We start from the raw sequence: 18,897 nt of genomic DNA, 5'->3' as shown, positions 1-18,897 counted from the left end.
GTTTCTCCACGTAGGCGCCGTCACAGTTGCGCGCGGGTTCGGGGTTCGGCATGCTTTCGCTATCGCGACATGTCGTCGCGGCAGTCCGGATCGTTCCCCCGGTCCCGTCGTCCCCCATACCGTCGCTCCAGACCCATGACTGATGTCATCACCCTTGGCTGGCGCGAACGGCTCGCACTTCCGTCGCTCGGCGTCTCCGTCCTTAAGGCCAAACTCGACACGGGCGCGCGTACCTCGTCGCTGCACGTGGAGTGGCTTGAGGAAGAGGAGCGCGCGGACGGTTCGTGGCTGCGTTTTCAGGTCCGTACCACCCGCCGCGGCGGTTTGTCGGAGCCTTGCGAGGCCAAAGCCACCGGGCGGCGTACGGTCACCGACTCCGGCGGTCATCGGACCACGCGCTGGTTCATCGAGGCCGAGATCGAACTGGCCGGCCAGCGCTTCGTCGCGGAGGTCAATCTGACCGACCGCCGACACATGCTGTTTCCTCTTCTGCTCGGCCGGACCGCGCTCTTCGGGCGCTTTCTGGTCGATCCCGCGCTTTCCTATTCGCAGACGCCGCGCCGCGTCGTCCGGGACCATCCATGAAGCTCACCATCCTGTCGCGCAACGCGCGGCTGTACTCGACGCAGCGGCTCGTGGAGGCCGCGCGCAAACGCCGCCATACGGTGCGCGTGATCGATCCCCTGCGCTGCTACATGAGCATTTCGCCGGGGTCGTTCGCCATTCACTTCAAGGGCAAGCCGCTGGGGCCCGTGGACTGCGTGATCCCGCGGATCGGCGCTTCCAGCACCTTCTACGGTACGGCGGTGCTGCGCCAGCTTGAGCTCATGGGCGTGTACTCGCCGAACCCGTCGGACGCCGTGCTGCGCGCGCGCGACAAGTTGCGCAGCCTGCAGCTGCTGGCCTCCCGCGGCATCGACATGCCGCTGACCGCCTTCGGCGACAACCCGGACGATACCTCCGACCTGCTGGCGATGCTGGGTGACCCCCCGCACATCATCAAGCTCAACGAAGGCACGCAGGGCGCCGGCGTGGTGCTCGCCGAGAAGCGCTCGGCCTCGCAGAGCGTGATCGAGGCCTTCCGTGGCCTCTACGCCAACTTCCTGGTCCAGGAGTTCATCCGCGAGGCCAACGGCAGCGACCTGCGCTGCTTCGTCGTCGGTAACGAAGTGGTGGCGTCGATGCAGCGCTCCTCGGCACCGGGTGAGTTCCGGGCCAATCTGCACCGGGGCGGCTCGGCCGCCCAGGTCGAGCTGTCCGACGATGAGCGACGGGTGGCGATCGAGGCGGCGTCGGCCCTGGGCCTGGAGGTGGCGGGCGTGGATCTGCTGCGTTCGTCCCGTGGTCCCCTCCTGCTGGAGGTCAACGCTTCGCCCGGCCTCGAAGGCATCGAGGGCAGCACCGGCGTGGACGTGGCCGGTGCGATCATCGCCCACTGCGAGCAGCGCCTGGCCTCGCGTCCGGTCACGCCCAAAGCTCGCAAGCCCAAGGCGCCCAAGGGATTAACAGCGATTTAAACGCCGGTCCCCTATAAAGGTCCCACTGTGATTCCGCGACGCGGGGTGACGGTATCGGGGCAGTAGTTCTTTCGGCCCGGGCGGTTTTTCCGCCCGGGCCTCTCTTTTAGTGCTGTCCGCTTCACGGAATCCCCGTTAAGCTTGCTGTCGCAATAATCATAAGATTCCAAAAGCGACCGCCCAACGGAGTGCCGCATGCGCGTCCTGGTCATCGAAGACAACACCGACATCGCGACGAACATCGGGGATTACCTCGAAGACCGCGGCCATGTGGTCGATTTCGCCGGCGACGGCGTGACCGGCCTGCATCTCGCCGTGGTCCACGACTTCGACGTCATCGTGCTGGATCTCACCCTGCCGGGCATGGATGGCCTGGATGTCGCCAAGAAATTGCGCCACGAGGCGCACAAGCAGACCCCGGTCCTGATGCTGACCGCACGCGACTCGCTGGAGCATAAGCTCACCGGGTTCGAGTCCGGCGCGGACGACTACATGACCAAGCCGTTCGCCTTGCAGGAACTGGCGGCACGCCTTGAGGTCCTGGCCCGTCGCGGCAAGGGTCCGCAGAGTCGCGTCCTCAAGGTCGGCGGCCTGACGTACAACCTCGACACCCTCACGGTCAGTCGTGAAGGCAAGTCGATCCAGCTCAACCCGATCGGCCTCAAGCTTTTGCAGGCGTTGATGGAGGCCAGCCCGTCCGTGGTGACGCGCCAGGATCTCGAACAGCGCGTGTGGGGCGAAGAACTCCCCGATTCCGATTCCCTGCGTGTGCACATCCATGGCCTGCGTGCGGCGATCGACAAACCCTTCGAAAAACCGTTGATCCACACGCGTCACGGTATTGGCTATCGCATGGTCGATCCGGATGCGGTCCAGACGTAAGCTTCGTTTCCGCCTGGTAGTCACCTTCACGCTGTTCGGTCTCGGGCTGAGCGCTCTTTTCGCGTACGCGGCGATCAACATCCGTACGCGCGTCGAAGAGCAGCTGATCAACTCCGCCTTGCAGGACGAGGTCGATTCGCTCAATGCCAAGGTGCGAGCGAATCCGGACAAGCGTCCCGAGATCGAAATCGTCAAGGCCGCCACGTACAGCGATCGGACGATCTACAAGGCACCTCTTACCTGGCAGCCTCTGGAAACCGGCGTGCACGATCTCTATGAGACCGGCCCTGACGGTAAGCCGCGGCATTACAAGGTGGGCGTCCGTCACGAGCAGGGCATCATCAGCTTCGTGCAGTTCGACGTGTCGCGTGACGAGCTGGGCAAGCGGCAGCTCGTGATCAGCGTGATCGCCGCGGTGTTTCTGTTCGGCCTGTTCTCGCTGGTGCTCGGCGTGTGGTTGTCCTCGCGCGTGTTGCGCCCCGTGACCGATCTGGCGAAGCGTTTGCGTGATTTCCGTCGTGTCGGCAAAGCCGAGGCGCTGGCGCCGCATTTCGCCGACGACGAAGTCGGTGAGCTGGCCGTCGCACTCGATGAATACGCCATGCGTCTGACCTCGGTGGTCGAGCGCGATCGTGAGTTCAACTCCGACGTCAGTCATGAGCTGCGCACGCCGCTTGCCGTGATTGCCAGCACCACCGAGCTGCTGCAGGGCTCGCCGGACATGACCGACAAGTTGCGCGAGCGGCTCAAGCGCATCGAGCGCGCGTCGCGTCAGGCGACGGAACTGATCGAGGCCCTGTTGCTCCTGTCCCGCGCAGAGCGCCGGGGCCCGACGCGTGGCGAGACCACCGACGTGGCCAGGGTCGCATCCGATGTGATCGAGAGCCAGCGCCCGCAGATGGGCGGCAAGCCGATCGAGATCGAGCTGGTGTCCGACGGCAGCGTCACGGTGAATGCGCCGGCCTCGGTCCTCTCGGTCGCACTCACCAACCTGATCGGCAACGCGATCAAGTACACGATGGAAGGCAAGGTCACGGTGCGCGTGCTCGACGGCCGCGTCGATGTGATCGATACGGGCCCGGGCATCAAGCCGGAGGATGCCGAGAAGCTGTTCCAGCGCGGTATCCGCGGCGAGAGCGCGACGGGCGGCGGTGCGGGCCTTGGCCTGGCCATCGTGCGTCGCCTGTGTGAACTCTACGGCTGGGACGTCTCGTTGCGTCCGCGCCCCGACATGGCGGGCGCCATCTCGACGATCGATTTCCGTTGATCCGGATCGTCTGAGACATTACTCAGCCGGCGATGGGCCTGCCGTCACGGTTTGGACATCCAGACGTCGCTGTAACCAAAGCTGTCACTAAGCTTTCATTTTTCTGTCCGAGTATCCAGGGCTTCACGGCACGTGATGGGCGGCCCTCAGGGGAGGTGCTTGCCGCAGCGTGCCCGCGCAAGTAAGGATGCCGTCCCTTGTTCAAGCACACCGTTCTGGCCGTCGCCCTCGGCATGGCCTTCGCTTCCGCTGCTTACGCGTCGGATACCGATACCACGTCATCGACCGATACGACTGGCACCGCCAGCAAACGTGAGAAGGTACAGGACCTCGATACCGTCTCCGTCATCGGTACCGGTGAGACACGCCAGGTGCAGCGCTTGCGTACGGCCGATCAGAAGGCGCTGCCGCCTGGCACCAGCCTGCAGAAGGTGCTGAACACGCTGCCAGGCGTGAATGCGCAGTCGGCCGATGCCCTGGGTACGAACGAGCAGTCGATGACGCTGAGTCTGCGAGGCTTCAGCGGCACGCGCCTCGGCTACACGCTGGATGGCCTGCCCCTCGGCGACAGTGCCTACAACAACTACAACGGTCTTTCGATCAACCGCGCGCTGATCTCCGAGAATTTCGCCGGTGCCGAACTCTCCGAAGGTATCGGCAACCTCGGCACGCCGTCGACGAGCAACCTGGGCGGTACCATCGCTTACAGCTCGAACGATCCGCTGAAGACGATGGGCGGCCGCGTGTCGCAGACCATCGGCAGTGACGCCAACCGCCGTACGTACGCGCGCTTCGACACGGGCGAATACAACGGTTTCTCGATGTACCTCTCGGGCGCGCGCACCACGTCGGACCTCTGGAACAACCAGAGCGCGTACAACGGGTCGACGACGAAGCAGTTCAATGGCAAGGCCGTGTGGGACTTCGACTGGGCACGCCTCACCGGCTTCGCCGATACGTCGCGCACCTCGCAGGCGGACTACTTCTACCTGTCGAAGAGCGAGCTGGCGCGTGGCCTCGGCTACGACTGGGGCGGCTCGGCCCCGAACTGGCAGCGTGCGCTCGGCAAGGCCTACTGCAACGCCGCCACGTTCAACGCGAGCCGTTGCGACCGCAGCGGCGCGGATACGGATGCGGACGGCGCGTTTACGGCGGGCCAGATCCTGCGTAGCGACGACCTCTATTACCTCGCCGGCGATTTCTTTCCCAGCGACTCGGTGACCATCCATGCTCAGGTCTATCACCACGAGGATGCGGGTGAGGGGCATAACTGGAACAGCGGTACGTACTCGTATCCGGGCACAGCACGGCAGTTGCCGATCATCTTCCGCAACACGCTGTACACCATCAACCGCTCGGGGGCGATTCTTTCCGCCGCGTGGGACTTCGCCAACCATCACCTCGAAGGCGGTGTCTGGTACGAGCACAACGTCTCCAGCGCGTCGCGCTACAGCAGCTACGTGACGGGTCCGCGCGACCTCAGCGCACCTGTCGATACACAGCCCGACCTGGGTGTGTTCGATCAGCGGACCGTGTGGAATACGCGTCAGGCCTTCCTGCAGGACACGATGCGCTTCCTCGACGATGCTCTGACCGTCGACGTCGGCGTAAAGAGCCCCCACATCACGTCGGACGCGCACGCGCTTCCGGGCGAGGCGAAAACGCCGATCAACCCAGCGTCGAACAACCAGTTCGCCACGGGCAAGCTCAGTGCGAGCAAGGCGTTGCTGCCGCAGTTCGGTGCGCGTTACAAGCTGGCCGAGGGCCAGGAAGTGTTCGCCAGCTTCTCGAAGAACATCGCCATGTTCCAGGGTGGCTTCAAGCTGGGCCCGCAGGCGGTCAGTCAGTCGATCTGGAACAGTCAGGGCGATCTGAAGCCCGAGAAGTCGCGCAGCCTGGAGGCGGGCTACCGCCTGGAGCGCGACGATTTCGCCGCGTCGCTGGCGGCGTACAACGTGCGTTTCGACAATCGTCTCCTTCAGTACAATCCGTGCGACTCGCGTCAGCCGGTCGGTCCCACCTGCGGTAACCGCTTCTACAACGTGGGCGGGGTGAACAGCCGCGGTGTCGAAGCCACCTTTGTCTGGCAGCCGACCAGCAACCTGCGCTGGTACAACTCCGCGTCGTATAACCGCTCGACCTACGCCGGCGACTACACCCAGGCGGGCGTCGTGCAACACACCCGCGGCAAGATCCAGACCGATACGCCGACCAAGCTCTTCGCGACGCAGATCGACTGGAACCAGGGCCCCTGGTTTGCCTCGCTGCGTGGCAAGTACACCGGCGAGCGCTTCTACACCTACACCAACGATCAGGGCTTCGGTGGCTTCACCACGTGGGACGTGTCGGCCGGTTACGACTTTGGCGCGTTCTCGGTGGCGAAAGACATTCGCCTGACGCTCAACGTGACCAACCTGACCGACAAGCGCTACGCGAGCAACCTGGATTCGAGCGCCTTCGTGTCCAGCGACCCGGCAGGTACGGCCTACGTGTTCCACGCTTCGGCGCCCCGCCAGCTCTTCGCGACGCTGGACGTGCGCTTCTGATGCGTCGTCTGATCGCCGGAATCGTTGCCACGGCTCTGTACGGCGGGGCGCTGGCACAAACCCTCGAAGTGCGTGTGCCCGACCTGGCCTCGACGCCGCTGCCTCGCAGCGTCGACGTCGGCGGCATGACCTACGTCGATCAGGGGCTGGTCGCCGCCGGGTCGCTTCCGGCGGGGACGATCGATTTCCTGGGCGACACGCTGGGGTCGTTCTCGTCGCTCTCGATCGAGCCAGGCACATGGAAGCGGGAAGGCGATACGTACACCGGCGTGCTGTGGACCTTGCCCGACCGGGGGCGTAACGACCCCGAGCACAACGTCTTCTTCGATTATCGCGGGCGCCTGCATCGGTTCCGCTTCACGATGACGCTCCCGTCGGCCGACGGAGCCGACCCCGGGAAGGGCACGGTCTCCTTCGCCGTCGATGGCGGTCGCGAGTTGCGCGATTTCACCGGCAAGCCGTTCACGGGTGCCGAGCCTGCCGGGGGCCTGCGCAAGGAGCACGGCATCGTGTTGCCGTCGCCGGAGAAAGGGATCGGCGCCGGGAAAATCTCGCTCGATGCGGAATCGTTGCAGTTCACCCGCGACGGCGGCTTCTACATCGGCGACGAATACGCGGCCAACGTCTACCGCTTCGACAGGCAGGGCAAGCTGACGGGGATCCTCGTGCCGCCGAAGGCGGTGCGTCCGCTCGATGCGCAGGGTCGGCCCGACTTTACGTCGCTGATGCCGCCGGCCTCGGGGCGGCGCAACAATCAGGGTGTCGAGGGCATGGCACTGTCACCGGATGGCACGCGCCTCTTCGTCGTCTTGCAGAGTGCCCTCGTGCAGGACAGCGCGCCCGGCGATGCGTCCGGGCGCACGCTGACCCGCGTACTCGTTTATGACGTCAGCCACTCGGCGGTACCGAAATCGCCCATCGGCCACTACGTCGTTCGCCTGCCTTCCTACGACGACACCGGGCATGGAGGGGCTCCCAACCGGACGGCCGCGCAGAGCGAGATCCGTGTGCTGGACGATCACCGCTTCCTGATGCTCGCGCGCGACGGCAGTGGGTACGGTGCGGACGGCGGCAAGCCCATCGTCTTCAAGAGCGTGCTGCTGGTCGACACGACGGATGCCAGTAACCTCGCCGGCACCCTCTACGAGACGGGCACGGCCTCCGTGCTGGGCGAGGGCGGTGTGTTGCGTGCCGACATTCGCGCGGTCACGTGGAAGTCATTCATCAACCTGATCGATCCGGCGGATCTCGCGCGCTTCGGTCTGGGCATCCATGCCGGCGAGTCGGGCAAGGCGCAGATCTCGGAGAAGTGGGAAGCGATGGACCTCGTTCCCGCGCTCGACGCGTCGCATCCGGACGACTGGTTCCTGCTGGTCGGCAACGATAACGACTTCATCGCGAAGCACTGCGTCATGGATGGCCAGCGCTGCGATTCCGACATCGATAACGACAATCGCATCCTCGTGTACCGGCTGACGTTGCCGGGCATGCGTTCCAACACCGCTCCTCACCACAAGTAAGGGTCACGCGCATGATGAAACGTACGGTTCTCTCGCTGCTCTCGGCGAGCCTCCTGCTGGGCTCCGTCGCCAGCCACGCCAATACCCCGGCCTACGTCGACAGCAAGGAGTACAAGGTGCTGATCGACCCCTCGCGCTTCGCGAGCAATCCATCGACGGCTGCGGCGACGCTGCTGCAGAACCTCTCGACGCGTCTCAGTGCGCTCGGCTTCGATAAGACCGTCACCGGAAACTTCAGCGCCGGCGACCGCGATACGCTGGCCTATTACGACACGGCGAAAAGCTGTTCGCTGATGAAGGCCGGCTACTCGGTCCGCACGCGTGCCGGCGACCACTCGGACATCCAGTTCAAGTTCCGTCACCCGGACGAAGAGCTCTCGTACTGGACCGACGTCTCCGGCGCGGGCAAGAACACGTCGACGAAGCTGGAAACCGATGTGACGCCCGGTAGTCTGGTGCTCGCGCATTCGACCAAGCAGGACGCGACGACGACGCCGGCTACGGTGGCGGATCTCATCAAGCAGTTCCCTGGTGCCTCGGCGCTGTCGTCGCTTTCGTCGTCGACACTGTCGAAGGTGGCCGGCGTGACGGTGACGCAGCAGGAATACGACGGTCCGGAATCGGATCTCGGACAGTCGAAGGCGGAGTTCGCACTGACCCTGTGGTACATCGACGGTGCGGCGACGCCCGCACTGGCCGAGCTGTCGTTCCGCGTCGAAGCGGACGAGGACAAGTACTTCACCACGCCGGTGTTGCAGCGCTCGCAGGTGCTGAACACCGCACTGGGTTCGATCGGCAACAACTGGAACATCGCCAACGACGGCGGCAAGACGAGCTGGCTGTACGCCTATCGCTCGTCCGCGTTCCCGAACGGCTTCTGCAACTGAAGAAAATCGCGCGCAAGGCGCGCTCCTACAAGGGTAGGAGCGCGCCTTGCGCGCGACGCATCAAAGCTTCTCGAGCCAGCCCCAGCGATCGGCCGTCTTGCCGCTGAAGAGGCCGAAGAAGAGCTCCTGCAGACGACGCGTGACCGGGCCGGCCTTGCCGGTGCCGATCTTCTTGCCGTCGACCGAGCGGATCGGCGTGACTTCGGCGGCGGTACCGCACATGAGGATCTCGTCGGCGAGGTACAGGTACTCGCGCGGCAGGTCCCGTTCGATCACGTCGATGCCTTCCTCGCGTGCGAGGGTCATCAGCGTGTGGCGGGTGATACCGGTGAGGATGGAGGCACTGGCGGGCGTCGTATGCAGCGCACCGTCGAACACCAGGAACAGGTTCTCACCGGCGCCTTCGCTGAGCAGGCCCGACGAGGCGAGCGCGATGCCTTCGCCGAAGCCGAGGCGACGCGCTTCACGCGCGATCAGCTGACCCGACAGATAGTTGCCGCCGGCTTTGGCACCTGCCGGAATCGTGTTGGGTGCAAAACGCTGCCAGCTGGAAACGCAGGCGTCGATGCCGTTTTCGAGCGCCTCGGGTCCGAGGTAGGGGCCCATCGGCCAGGTCGCCACGGCGACGTCGGTCGGGCAGTCGGCAGACAGCCCGAAACCACCCAGGCCGCGGAAGGCCACCGGACGGAGGTAGGCGGCGCGAAGATCGTTCTTCTTGACGACGTCGCGGCAGGCGGCGGCCAGTTCGTCGATCGGGTACGGAATCTCGATATCGTAGATTTTCGCCGAGAGATACAGGCGCTTGAGATGATCCGTAAGGCGGAAGATGGCCGCGCCATCCGGCGTCTCATAGCTGCGGATACCCTCGAACACCGAGGATCCGTAGTGCAGCGCGTGGGCCATGACATGGACAGTGGCATCGCGCCAGGGCTTGATCTGCCCGTTCTGCCAGATCCATTCGGGGTAGTTCTGCGACATGTGAGCGCTCCGGAGGGGACCGCTCATGATAGCGGGTGGCGGCCCTGGTCACATGGCGCGTTGCGTCAGTACGCGTCCGGAGGGCTCAGGCGGGTGGCCGCAGCCACAGGCAACCCGCGTCGCGCACCACGTCGAAATGTGCCCGGCGGGTGGATGCGTCGGCCCCGGGCGATGAGGTCACGGCGTCGATGCCGCTGGCTTCGTTGCCCTCGAGTGCGACCAGCGGTTGCCGGATCAGCGACTCGATTCCGCGGATGCCATCGACGGCGCCCTGGCTCGAACCATTCCAGAGAATCAGGCCGCCGATGCGGTTGGCATTGCGGGTCGCAAACGCCTGGCTTATCCCCTGGCGCAGGTCGGCCAGGTTTTTCGCGCAGAGCAGCCCGGCCGACGGGCCGGACGGACCGGCCGCCGAATCGCCCGTGGTCGAGGCGAAGGCAGGGGCATTGGCAGGCGGCAGCACGGATGTCGCGCCGATGCTCGCGCAGGGCTGGTCACTGAACGCGGGACGCCCGTCGGCGCCGACGCAACGGTGAATCTCCGTCTGCGCCGAAGCGGGGAGGGCGAGCAGAAGCAGGGCCAGCAGAAGGAGGGCGCGGATCACGGCAGGCACGCATGGTCGGGGTGCGCCATCATCGGTGACGGCGACTCCACGGAGGGTGACGGCGAGCACGCTATCGGGAGGCGCGGCCCCGGTTTGGTAGAGTAGGCGCTTCTCAAGCCCCCCACCGAGTCCATGGCCCAGCGCTCCCCCGACGCCACGCGTCTGCCGATTTCCGTCTGCGTCATCGCGCAGAATGAAGCCGATCGCATCGTCGCCTGCCTGACCTCGGCGTCGTTCTGCGACGATCTGGTCGTGGTGGATGGCGGCTCGACCGACGACACGGTGGCCCTCGCGGAGTCCGCGGGTGCCCGGGTGATTCATCGCCCCTTCGACGGGTTTCGCACGCAGAAGGACTTTGCCGTCGCTGCCGCCCGGCACGAATGGGTCCTGTGCCTGGATGCTGACGAGTGCGTCGACCCTGGCCTGCGCGCGGCCATGGAGAAACGTTTTGCCGAGGGCTTCGGCGATACGGCCGCCTTTCGCATCGTTCGCCGCAACCGCTTCCTCGGCAAGGTGATGAGGTACGGCAATGCGGGCTCGGATCGTGTCGTGCGTCTTTTCGACCGCCGCAAGGCCGGCTGGCACGGCGCGCGGGAGATTCACGAATCCGTCGTCGTCAGAGGCGAGACGCGCGCCATCGACGGTTGGCTGGATCACGATCCATACCGCTCGCTGTCGGCGATGCTTGCCAAGCAGGAACGCTACGCGCACCTGATGGCGGAAGAAGCCTTCGCGAAAAACAAGCGCACCGGGCTCGCGCAGATCGTGTTGAGTCCGATGTTCCGTTTCCTCAAGGGCTACGTCTTCCGCGGCGGCTTTCTCGACGGGTGGCGCGGTCTTGTCTATGCGCTGCTTCGTGTCGAGTACGTGCGCCGCAAATACCTCAAGCAGTATCTGCTGCAGAAAGGTTTCAAACCCTGAGGATCAGGCCGGGAACAGCGACGCGCGGTCGCGCCACGCCTTGTAGCGTCTGACCAGATTGAGCGGCTTGCGGTGCAGTTTCGCCTTGCCGGCGGTGATCATCGCATCCGTCGCGTCGAGCACGCGTTCGCTGGAGCGGCCATCGCGGTAGGGATGGATGTCGTCACCATGGGCCTGGATCGCCGCCATCAGTGACGGCGGCTTCGAAAGCGCGAGATCGATGGCCGCGTCCACGTCGCCGGGCGTGGCAACGTCAAGCATGAAAGGCTCGGGCCGACGGTTGGCGATGGTGACGACGGGTTTGTTCTGTACCGCGAATTCGTGGATCACCGACGACGTGTCGCACACGAGCATGTCGGCGGCGCGCTCCATATCGACCAGGCGTTCCGAGTCCATGAAGCGCGCATTGGAGGCCTCGAGCGCCTGGTAGGCGCGGATCAGCCCGGGATCCGATTTAGGGTGAAGCGTCAGCAACCACTGGCGGTCGTTACGCGCGATGAGTGTGCGCAGCGTGTCGAGCATCGCCGGTGCGCAGCTCAGTCGGTGGCTGAACGTCGAAGCGAACATGATGAGTGGCCGTGCGTCGCGCTCGATCGGATGGGCGACGTTCCCGGCGAACAAGGGATCGAGTTTGGGCCAGCCGGTTTCGACCACTGCGAAATGGCCGTGGTCTCTGGCGAGCGCTTCGAACGGAAGCGTGGTCGCCGGGCCTTGCGTCGTATACAGGTCGAAAAACCCACGAATGGCGAAATGCCCGCGGTCAGGCTCACGCTTGTTGGCGTTGAAACCGTGGAATACCTGGACCTTGAGACCGGGGACACCGGGGGGCGCCCAGTTCGCCGCGCAGAATGTCGCATCCGGCGAAAAGGCGCGTATGTCGGCCATGTTGCGCAGGCGCTGCTCATCGACGGTCAGTCGCTGCGCCACCGCGTCGGTCACCAGCCAGCGAACCTGGACGCCACGCGCCACCGCCGCCGCAGCCAGTGGCCTCAGGATCGGCAAGGCATAGGTTTCGGTGGCGAACATGACGCATGCGCGCATGTCTGGGCTCCTGGAGGGGTCGGCGGTCTGGCGGATGCCGAGTATAGAAGACAGCGCGAAGTGATGAGCCAGGCGCTCAGTGGGCGAAATCCTACATGTCGCGGTGCATTGACTCTGCGTTAGGCTTCGCGCACCATTTCAGCACCCCCCCGTCGGTTTCGGTCGCCGGGTCGCACGCCACCCATCGAGGTGGCGTTGCCTTTTCTAAGGAATGGAAATTGCGGACTGCGATCTACGTGGACGGGTTTAACCTGTTCCACCGCCTGCTCGAGGGCAAGGCAAATGTGAAGTGGCTCGATTTGTTCGCGTTGGCGCGTGCCTGCCTTCGCAACGAGAACGACGTTACGATGATTCGTTACTTTACGGCCCGAGTAACGGGCACCGAAACCGACCCCGATCAGCCAAGCCGGCAAGACGTATATCTGCGAGCCTTGCTCGCTCGCGGCGTGCACGTGCATTACGGAACGTTTCGGCAAAGACAAAAACGCGCCAGGTTGGTCGAACCTTCGGACAACGGCGAGTCAACTCACGTCAGAATCTGGACGCGCGAAGAGAAAGACTCGGACGTTAATCTCGGGGTGCACATGTTGCACGATGCCTGGAACGATGAGTACGACTGTGCTGTCGTACTCTCGAATGACTCCGATCTGGCGGAAGCCCTGCGCCTGGTGCGTTCGCTGGGAAAGGTCGTCGGCATCTTGTGTCCGGTGGCGGGCGGACCTGCAAAAGATCTGCAGATGCATGCGGATTTTGTCCGCCCCATTCGTTTAGTGCATTTGCTCAGGTCACAGTTTCCGAGCGCCATCCGACTGCCCGGCGGCAGCGAAATTCGCTGTCCCTCACGGTGGCATTCGAGTCCGGCGGCGCAGGCGACGACTTAAAGGCGATCGAGTACCGACGTCGTCGCGCGCGCACGGTTGATCGTGTAGAAGTGCAGACCCGGCGCGCCGCCCTCGAGCAGTCGACGGCAGAGCTCCGCGACCACATCGGCGCCGAGCTCGCGCACCGCGGCGGCATCGTCGCCATGCGCCTGCATGCGCTTGACGATCCAGCGGGGAATCTCCGCGCCGCACTGCTCCGAGAACCGACGCAGCTGGCTGAAGTTCGCGATCGGCATGATGCCCGGAACGACCGGCACCTTGACGCCGAGACGGGTCACGTCGTCGACGAAACGAAAGTACGCGTCGGCATTGAAGAAGTACTGCGTGATGGCGCCGTCCGCGCCTGCGTCCACCTTGGTCTTGAAATGGCGAAGGTCGGCCAGGGCGTTCTCGGCCTGGGGATGGGTTTCGGGGTAGGCGGCGACTTCGATGTGGAAATGATCGCCGCTGTGTTCGCGGATGAAGCCGACCAGTTCCGCCGCGTAGCGAAAGTCGCCGGGCGTCGCCATGCCTGAGGGCAGGTCGCCGCGCAGCGCAACGATGCGTCGGCAGCCTGATGCCTTGTACGTGTCCAGCAGCGCGCCGATTTCCGCCTTCGTCCCGCCCATGCAGGAGAGGTGAGGGGCCACCGAGAGCCCGTGATCCGCACGCAGCCGCTTCACCGTGTCGTCGGTGTAGCTGAGCGTCGAGCCGCCCGCGCCGAACGTCACGGACACGTAGTCCGGCCCGCGTCCCTTGAGACGGCTGACCGCGGCGTCGAGCTGATCGCGCTGTTCGTCGGTCTTGGGCGGGAAGAACTCGAAGCTGATGGCCGGCATGGACGCGGATCCCTGAAAGGTGCTCCGAGTATATATCTTTCCATCCAGATGGAAAGATGGCTAAATCGCCGTTGCAGCCGCGTTCAAGCGTTTCCTCCTACAACGGAGCCTCCCCCAAGGAGGCAACCCATGCTCGCATTGCTCGCGATGACCGCCCTCGCCGCCGCTCCCGCAACCGTCCCTGCGTCCCCCTGCCGCGCGGAATCGCTGGCGCTGAGAACGGACGGCGAGAACGGCAACTTCAACGGCATGTCGCACGGCGGCACCCGTCTGATCGTGCGCAATGCGGGCTCCTCCGACTGCCTGCTGCCGGGACTGCCGACGGTGATCTTCCTGGACGCCGACGGGAAGACCCTCGCCACGGAGCGTAAGGCGCCGGCTGGGATGCATCCCGGTCCGGTGGTGCTGCCGGTACGGCTGGCGCCCGGCGCGGAAGCCTCGACGCCGTTGCGTTGGGTCAGTGGCGAGGTTTACGACGACAGTCGTTGTGTGTCGATCGCCCGGGTGCGCGTGCGCTACGGTGCGAAGGCGCTCGTGGAGGGCCTGGCGAGTGGTCGCATCTGTGCGCCGGGGGACGCGCCGGCGGCGGTCGAGCAGCCGCCCCTGTCGGTGAAAAAATAAAAAAGGCGCCCCTCGCGGGGCGCCTTCGTCGTTTGCGATAACGCAGCCGATCAGTAGCGGTAGTGATCCGGCTTGTACGGACCTTCGACCGGCACACCGATGTAGTCGGCCTGGTCCTGAGTCAGCACGGTCAGCTTCACGCCGATCTGCGCGAGGTGCAGGCGGGCGACTTCCTCGTCGAGCTTCTTGGGCAGGCGATACACCGTCTTCTCGTAGGTGTCCTTGTTCTTCCACAGGTCGATCTGCGCCAGCGTCTGGTTGGAGAAGCTGTTCGACATGACGAAGCTCGGGTGGCCGTGGGCGCAACCGAGGTTGACCAGGCGGCCTTCGGCAAGCATGTAGATGCTGTTGCCCTTGGCGAAGGTGTAGCGGTCGACCTGCGGCTTGATCGTCTCGCGGGTGACGTCCTTCGCGCCGTTCAGGCGGTCCATCTGGATCTCGTTGTCGAAGTGGCCGATGTTGCAGACCAGGGCGTTGTTCTTCATCGCCGCCATGTGCTCGAGCGTGATGATGTCCTTGTTGCCCGTGGTGGTGACATAGATGTCGCCGAGGCCGAGGGTGTCTTCGATCGTGGTGACCTGAAAACCTTCCATCGCGGCCTGGAGGGCGTTGATCGGATCGATTTCGGTCACGATGACGCGGGCGCCGAAGCCCTTCAGCGAGTGCGCGCAGCCCTTGCCCACGTCACCGTAGCCGCAGACGACCGCGACCTTGCCGGCGACCATCAGGTCGGTGGCGCGCTTGATGCCATCGGCCAGCGACTCGCGGCAACCGTAGAGGTTGTCGAACTTGCTCTTGGTGACCGAGTCGTTGACGTTGATGGCCGGGACCAGCAGCTTGCCGGCTTCGGCCAGCTGGTACAGGCGATGCACGCCGGTGGTGGTCTCTTCGGAGACACCGCGCCATTCGGCGGCGACCTTCTTGAACCAGCCCGGACGCGCGGCGGCGGTCTTCTTGACCAGGTCCTTGATGACCTGCTCTTCGTGGTTGCCGCTCGGGGTGTTGACCCAGTCACTGCCGTCTTCGAGCTCGACGCCCTTGTGGATGAAGAGCGTGGCGTCGCCCCCGTCGTCGACGATCAGCTGCGGGCCGAGCTCACCCGGGTGGGTCAGCATGTCGAGAGTGCACTCCCAGTACTCTTCCAGCGACTCGCCCTTCCAGGCGAACACCGGCAGGCCACCGTCGGCAAGAGCCGCGGCGACGTCGTCCTGGGTCGAGAAGATGTTGCAGGAGGCCCAGCGCACCGAGGCGCCGAGCTCGCGCAGGGTCTCGGCGAGGACGGCGGTTTCCTTGGTGACATGCAGCGAGCCCGAAAGGCGGACGCCCTTGAGCGGCTTCTCGCTGGCGTAGCGGGCGCGGATCTGCATCAGGCCCGGCATTTCCTCTTCGGCCATGCGGATGCGACGGCGGCCGAGGGCGGCCTGCGAGATATCGCGGACCTTGAAGTCGTCGGCATCGTTGATCTTGGTAACGGCGTTCATCTGGCGTAGCTCCGGAAGTTTCACGGGGGCGCCGTTTGGTGGGACGCCGCGCCGAGCCTGGCCTATGGGTCGGACCCATGGTCGCAGCGCCCCTCGGCGGGCAAAACGGTTTTCCGATTATATCGCGGAATCCGAATGCAGGGATGAACACATCTTTTTAGGTACTCTCAGGGTTTCGACCCCACGTGAGACTCCGATGGAAGCTGCGCGCGATCCGGAATTCCTGCCCCACGACGACCCCCTCCGCGAGGACGTGCGCCGACTGGGCGCCCTCGTCGGTCAGATGCTGGCGGAGCAGGGCGGCCAGCCCTTCTTCGACCGCGTCGAGCATGTGCGCACCACCGCGATCCACCGCCGCCGCAGCGGCGCCGCGGTAGACGCCCTGGCCGACCCGTTGACGGGCCTCGACCCGGCCGACGCCGAATCCCTGGCGCGCGCCTTCGCCACCTACTTCCAGGCGGTCAATACCGCCGAGCGCGTGCACCGTATCCGTCGCCGCCGCGACTATCAGCGCGAGGGCGGTGCGCCCCAGCCCGAATCGCTTGCCGCCGTGCTGGCCCGCCTGAAAGAGGATGGCGTGAGTCGCGACGAACTGCGTGCCTTGCTGGACCGTCTCGATGTCGAGCCGGTATTCACCGCCCACCCGACGGAAGCGGTGCGCCGTTCGCTGCTCGAGAAGGAGCAGGAGATCGTCCGTGCGCTGGTCGACGAGTTCGATCCCACGCGTACCCCGCAGGAACGACGCGACGACGATGCGCGCATCCTGATGGCGTTGTCGTCGGGCTGGCAGACGGCGGAAGCGTCGCCGGTCCGCCCCAGCGTGCAGGACGAGTTCGATCATGTCGGCTTCTACATCGCGCGGCCGATCTACCGCGTGCTGCCGGCCCTGTACGAATCGCTCCAGCAGGCGATCGACGAGACCTACGGCGAAGGTTTGACCCTTCCGCGGGTGCTCCGCTTCGCCACCTGGGTGGGCGGCGACATGGACGGCAATCCCAACGTCAACGCCGAGACCATCGCCGCGACGCTGTCCGCGCAGCGCGCGCTGGTCCTCGAGCGCTATCTGGAGGACGTGGCGGCGCTCGGCCGCCTGCTCAGCCAGACCGACGATCGCGTGACGCTGGACGACACGCTGGTGCGTCGGCTGGAGACGTATCGCGAGGACCTGCCCGAGGCCGCGGCGAGGATCCGTCCCCGTCACACGGACATGCCGTATCGCACCTTTCTCGCCTTCGTCGCGGCGCGACTCGAAGCGACGCTGCATGAGCAGGCGCAGTCGTACCCCGATGCGGACGCCTTCATCGACGATATCGCCCTGATCGAAAAGAGCCTGATTCAGCACGACGGCAGGCACGCGGGTGCGTATGCCGTCGGCCGCCTGCTCTGGCGTGCGCGGACGTTCGGTTTCCATCTCGCGCGTCTGGATGTGCGCCAGGACGCGCGCGTGCATGACGAAGCCCTGTCGGCTCTGCTCGACGATGCGGACTGGTCGGGTCGCGATACCGATGCGCGGGTGAAAGCCCTGCGTCCGTACGCGGCGGGTGAGCGCAGCTTCGTCGCCGGCGAGGACCATGAAGCCGCGGGTATGCTGCGTGACGTGTTTGCGACGCTGGCCGATTCGCGCACGCGCTACGGTACCGAAGCGACCGGCCTGTACATCATCAGCATGGCCGAAACCGCGGCGGACGTACTTGCCGTACTCGCGCTGGCACGCCGTGGTGGCCTGCTCGAAGACGGTCGCGTGCCGCTCGATGTCGCACCCCTGTTCGAGACCATCGACGACCTCGCCGGTGGCGCGACCACGTTGCAGGCACTGCTGGACGATCCCGTCTATCGTGCCCATCTGAAGGCACGCGGCGATCGCCAGTGGGTGATGCTCGGTTACTCCGACAGCGGCAAGGACGGCGGTACGGTCGCCTCCAAGTGGAGCCTGCAGCGTGCGCAGGTCGAACTGCTCGACGTCGCCGCGAAGGCGGGTATCCGGATCGGTTTTTTCCACGGTCGTGGCGGTTCGGCCAGCCGGGGTGGGTCGCGCATCACGCCTGCTCTGATGGCGTCCCCGCGCGGCTCGGTCGGTGGCGTGTTGCGGGTTACCGAGCAGGGCGAGGTCATCCACCGCAAGTACGGCATTCGCGCGCTCGCGGTGCGCAATCTCGAGCAGACACTCGGTGCGGTCATGCGTGCCTCGCTGCGGCCGCGTGAGACCGAAGCGCGCGAGGCCGGCTGGAAGGACGTCATGGCCCGCCTGTCGGACGAGAGCCGCAAGGCGTACCGTGCCTTCGTGGACACGGAGGGCTTCGTCGATTACTTCCGCGGTGCCACGCCCATCGACGTCATCGAGCGCATGACGCTCGGGTCGCGTCCGGCGCGTCGTCGCAGCATGAAGGGCGTGGAAGATCTGCGCGCCATTCCCTGGGTCTTTTCGTGGACGCAGTGCCGTGCGGTGCTCACCGGCTGGTATGGCCTCGGTGGCGCGCTCGATGTGGTGGCGAAGGAGTGCGGCGAAGAGGCGCTGGTCCACATGGCCCGCGAGTGGCCGTTTTTCTCGACCATGCTGGACGACGTCGAGATGGTGCTGGCCAAGGCCGACATCGACATCGCCGAAGCGTTCTCGCAGCTGGCCGGGCCGCTCCACGAACGGTTCTTCCCCATGATCCGCGCCGAGTTCGAGCGGACCGTGGCCTGGGTGCTGAAGCTCAAGGGCGCCTCGGAGTTGCTGGCCGGCGATCCCCGTCTGGCGACCTCGATCCGTCTGCGCAACCCGTACGTGGACCCCATGAGCCTCCTGCAGGTCGACCTGCTGCGACGCTGGCGTGCCACCGAAGGCAAGGACGATGCGTTGCTCAACGCACTCGTGGCCTGCGTCAACGGCGTGTCGCAGGGTCTGCAGAACACGGGTTGATTCACAGCGCCGGTAGCTGACCGGTCGAGAA

The 18,897-nt window shown here is 65.3% G+C and carries 16 protein-coding genes and 1 riboswitch; of the genes, 11 read left to right on the top strand and 5 right to left on the bottom strand.

Annotated features, from left to right (window positions below; all coding sequences use genetic code 11):
* The first annotated feature begins 135 nt into the window (after positions 1 to 135).
* The 7 genes from FA87_RS15875 to FA87_RS15845 all read left to right on the top strand — a co-directional run bounded on the left by FA87_RS15875 (position 136) and on the right by FA87_RS15845 (position 8,619).
* Positions 136 to 585 (top strand): RimK/LysX family protein, encoded by a 450-nt coding sequence (locus FA87_RS15875; RefSeq protein WP_036110314.1) that lies wholly within the window; start codon positions 136 to 138, stop codon positions 583 to 585.
* The gene (rimK, locus tag FA87_RS15870; protein ID WP_051943297.1) at positions 582 to 1,517 is read left to right on the top strand and encodes a 30S ribosomal protein S6--L-glutamate ligase; all 936 of its coding nucleotides are present in this window, start codon (positions 582 to 584) and stop codon (positions 1,515 to 1,517) included. Before FA87_RS15875 ends, rimK begins: the two co-directional genes overlap by 4 nt.
* Before the next feature lie 195 nt (positions 1,518 to 1,712).
* Positions 1,713 to 2,399 carry a response regulator transcription factor gene (locus FA87_RS15865; protein WP_036110317.1) on the top strand — a complete coding sequence of 229 codons (687 nt, stop codon included), beginning with the start codon at positions 1,713 to 1,715 and terminating at the stop codon, positions 2,397 to 2,399.
* On the top strand, positions 2,383 to 3,666 hold the full coding sequence (locus tag FA87_RS15860; RefSeq protein ID WP_036110319.1) for a HAMP domain-containing sensor histidine kinase: 1,284 nt from the start codon (positions 2,383 to 2,385) through the stop codon (positions 3,664 to 3,666). Before FA87_RS15865 ends, FA87_RS15860 begins: the two co-directional genes overlap by 17 nt.
* A gap of 233 nt (positions 3,667 to 3,899) precedes the next feature.
* On the top strand, positions 3,900 to 6,212 hold the full coding sequence (locus FA87_RS15855) for a TonB-dependent receptor (RefSeq protein WP_052191520.1): 2,313 nt from the start codon (positions 3,900 to 3,902) through the stop codon (positions 6,210 to 6,212).
* A complete protein-coding gene (locus tag FA87_RS15850; RefSeq protein ID WP_156108682.1) occupies positions 6,212 to 7,732 on the top strand; it encodes an esterase-like activity of phytase family protein in 1,521 nt (506 codons plus the stop codon). Before FA87_RS15855 ends, FA87_RS15850 begins: the two co-directional genes overlap by 1 nt.
* A gap of 11 nt (positions 7,733 to 7,743) precedes the next feature.
* Positions 7,744 to 8,619, top strand: coding sequence for a hypothetical protein (locus tag FA87_RS15845; RefSeq protein ID WP_036110324.1), 876 nt, complete (start codon positions 7,744 to 7,746; stop codon positions 8,617 to 8,619).
* A gap of 60 nt (positions 8,620 to 8,679) precedes the next feature.
* On the opposite strand, the gene FA87_RS15840 is transcribed toward FA87_RS15845, so the two are convergent.
* The gene (locus FA87_RS15840; RefSeq protein WP_036110328.1) at positions 8,680 to 9,597 is read right to left on the bottom strand and encodes a branched-chain amino acid transaminase; all 918 of its coding nucleotides are present in this window, start codon (positions 9,595 to 9,597) and stop codon (positions 8,680 to 8,682) included.
* An 85-nt stretch (positions 9,598 to 9,682) separates the two neighbouring features.
* Positions 9,683 to 10,201, bottom strand: coding sequence for a DUF4124 domain-containing protein (locus FA87_RS21025; protein WP_052191391.1), 519 nt, complete (start codon positions 10,199 to 10,201; stop codon positions 9,683 to 9,685).
* Positions 10,202 to 10,333: 132 nt separating this feature from the next.
* Between FA87_RS21025 and FA87_RS15830 the strand changes: the two genes are divergently transcribed.
* The gene (locus FA87_RS15830) at positions 10,334 to 11,122 is read left to right on the top strand and encodes a glycosyltransferase family 2 protein (RefSeq protein WP_156128568.1); all 789 of its coding nucleotides are present in this window, start codon (positions 10,334 to 10,336) and stop codon (positions 11,120 to 11,122) included.
* Positions 11,123 to 11,125: 3 nt separating this feature from the next.
* On the opposite strand, the gene FA87_RS15825 is transcribed toward FA87_RS15830, so the two are convergent.
* Positions 11,126 to 12,163, bottom strand: coding sequence for a CDP-glycerol glycerophosphotransferase family protein (locus FA87_RS15825; RefSeq protein WP_043695875.1), 1,038 nt, complete (start codon positions 12,161 to 12,163; stop codon positions 11,126 to 11,128).
* Between the two features lie 218 nt (positions 12,164 to 12,381).
* Between FA87_RS15825 and FA87_RS15820 the strand changes: the two genes are divergently transcribed.
* The gene (locus tag FA87_RS15820) at positions 12,382 to 13,044 is read left to right on the top strand and encodes an NYN domain-containing protein (protein WP_043695872.1); all 663 of its coding nucleotides are present in this window, start codon (positions 12,382 to 12,384) and stop codon (positions 13,042 to 13,044) included.
* Here FA87_RS15820 and metF read toward each other — a convergent pair.
* The gene (metF, locus tag FA87_RS15815) at positions 13,041 to 13,862 is read right to left on the bottom strand and encodes a methylenetetrahydrofolate reductase [NAD(P)H] (protein WP_036110335.1); all 822 of its coding nucleotides are present in this window, start codon (positions 13,860 to 13,862) and stop codon (positions 13,041 to 13,043) included. The two genes, FA87_RS15820 and metF, sit on opposite strands and share 4 nt — an antisense overlap.
* A gap of 129 nt (positions 13,863 to 13,991) precedes the next feature.
* Between metF and FA87_RS15810 the strand changes: the two genes are divergently transcribed.
* A complete protein-coding gene (locus FA87_RS15810) occupies positions 13,992 to 14,483 on the top strand; it encodes a DUF4232 domain-containing protein (RefSeq protein ID WP_052191390.1) in 492 nt (163 codons plus the stop codon).
* A gap of 50 nt (positions 14,484 to 14,533) precedes the next feature.
* On the opposite strand, the gene ahcY is transcribed toward FA87_RS15810, so the two are convergent.
* Positions 14,534 to 15,964 (bottom strand): adenosylhomocysteinase, encoded by a 1,431-nt coding sequence (gene ahcY / locus FA87_RS15805; RefSeq protein ID WP_036110338.1) that lies wholly within the window; start codon positions 15,962 to 15,964, stop codon positions 14,534 to 14,536.
* A 19-nt stretch (positions 15,965 to 15,983) separates the two neighbouring features.
* Positions 15,984 to 16,065: riboswitch (S-adenosyl-L-homocysteine riboswitch) on the bottom strand.
* Between the two features lie 95 nt (positions 16,066 to 16,160).
* Here ahcY and ppc point away from each other — a divergent pair.
* On the top strand, positions 16,161 to 18,866 hold the full coding sequence (ppc, locus tag FA87_RS15800; RefSeq protein ID WP_043695869.1) for a phosphoenolpyruvate carboxylase: 2,706 nt from the start codon (positions 16,161 to 16,163) through the stop codon (positions 18,864 to 18,866).
* Positions 18,867 to 18,897 lie beyond the last annotated feature (31 nt).

The sequence above is a fragment of the Luteibacter sp. 9133 genome (assembly GCF_000800155.1).
GTDB lineage: Bacteria > Pseudomonadota > Gammaproteobacteria > Xanthomonadales > Rhodanobacteraceae > Luteibacter > Luteibacter mycovicinus.
This window is presented reverse-complemented; position numbering and strand designations above follow the sequence as displayed.

Excerpts from the sequence above, each read along its gene's own strand:
- FA87_RS15825 (WP_043695875.1), bottom strand. The coding sequence starts at position 12,163 with ATGCGCGCATGCGTCATGTTCGCCACCGAAACCTATGCCTTGCCGATC.
- rimK (WP_051943297.1), top strand. The coding sequence starts at position 582 with ATGAAGCTCACCATCCTGTCGCGCAACGCGCGGCTGTACTCGACGCAG.
- FA87_RS15845 (WP_036110324.1), top strand. The coding sequence starts at position 7,744 with ATGATGAAACGTACGGTTCTCTCGCTGCTCTCGGCGAGCCTCCTGCTG.
- FA87_RS15810 (WP_052191390.1), top strand. The coding sequence starts at position 13,992 with ATGCTCGCATTGCTCGCGATGACCGCCCTCGCCGCCGCTCCCGCAACC.
- FA87_RS15850 (WP_156108682.1), top strand. The coding sequence starts at position 6,212 with ATGCGTCGTCTGATCGCCGGAATCGTTGCCACGGCTCTGTACGGCGGG.
- FA87_RS15855 (WP_052191520.1), top strand. The coding sequence starts at position 3,900 with ATGGCCTTCGCTTCCGCTGCTTACGCGTCGGATACCGATACCACGTCA.
- FA87_RS15830 (WP_156128568.1), top strand. The coding sequence starts at position 10,334 with ATGGCCCAGCGCTCCCCCGACGCCACGCGTCTGCCGATTTCCGTCTGC.
- FA87_RS15875 (WP_036110314.1), top strand. The coding sequence starts at position 136 with ATGACTGATGTCATCACCCTTGGCTGGCGCGAACGGCTCGCACTTCCG.
- FA87_RS15865 (WP_036110317.1), top strand. The coding sequence starts at position 1,713 with ATGCGCGTCCTGGTCATCGAAGACAACACCGACATCGCGACGAACATC.
- FA87_RS15840 (WP_036110328.1), bottom strand. The coding sequence starts at position 9,597 with ATGTCGCAGAACTACCCCGAATGGATCTGGCAGAACGGGCAGATCAAG.
- metF (WP_036110335.1), bottom strand. The coding sequence starts at position 13,862 with ATGCCGGCCATCAGCTTCGAGTTCTTCCCGCCCAAGACCGACGAACAG.
- ahcY (WP_036110338.1), bottom strand. The coding sequence starts at position 15,964 with ATGAACGCCGTTACCAAGATCAACGATGCCGACGACTTCAAGGTCCGC.
- ppc (WP_043695869.1), top strand. The coding sequence starts at position 16,161 with ATGGAAGCTGCGCGCGATCCGGAATTCCTGCCCCACGACGACCCCCTC.
- FA87_RS15860 (WP_036110319.1), top strand. The coding sequence starts at position 2,383 with ATGCGGTCCAGACGTAAGCTTCGTTTCCGCCTGGTAGTCACCTTCACG.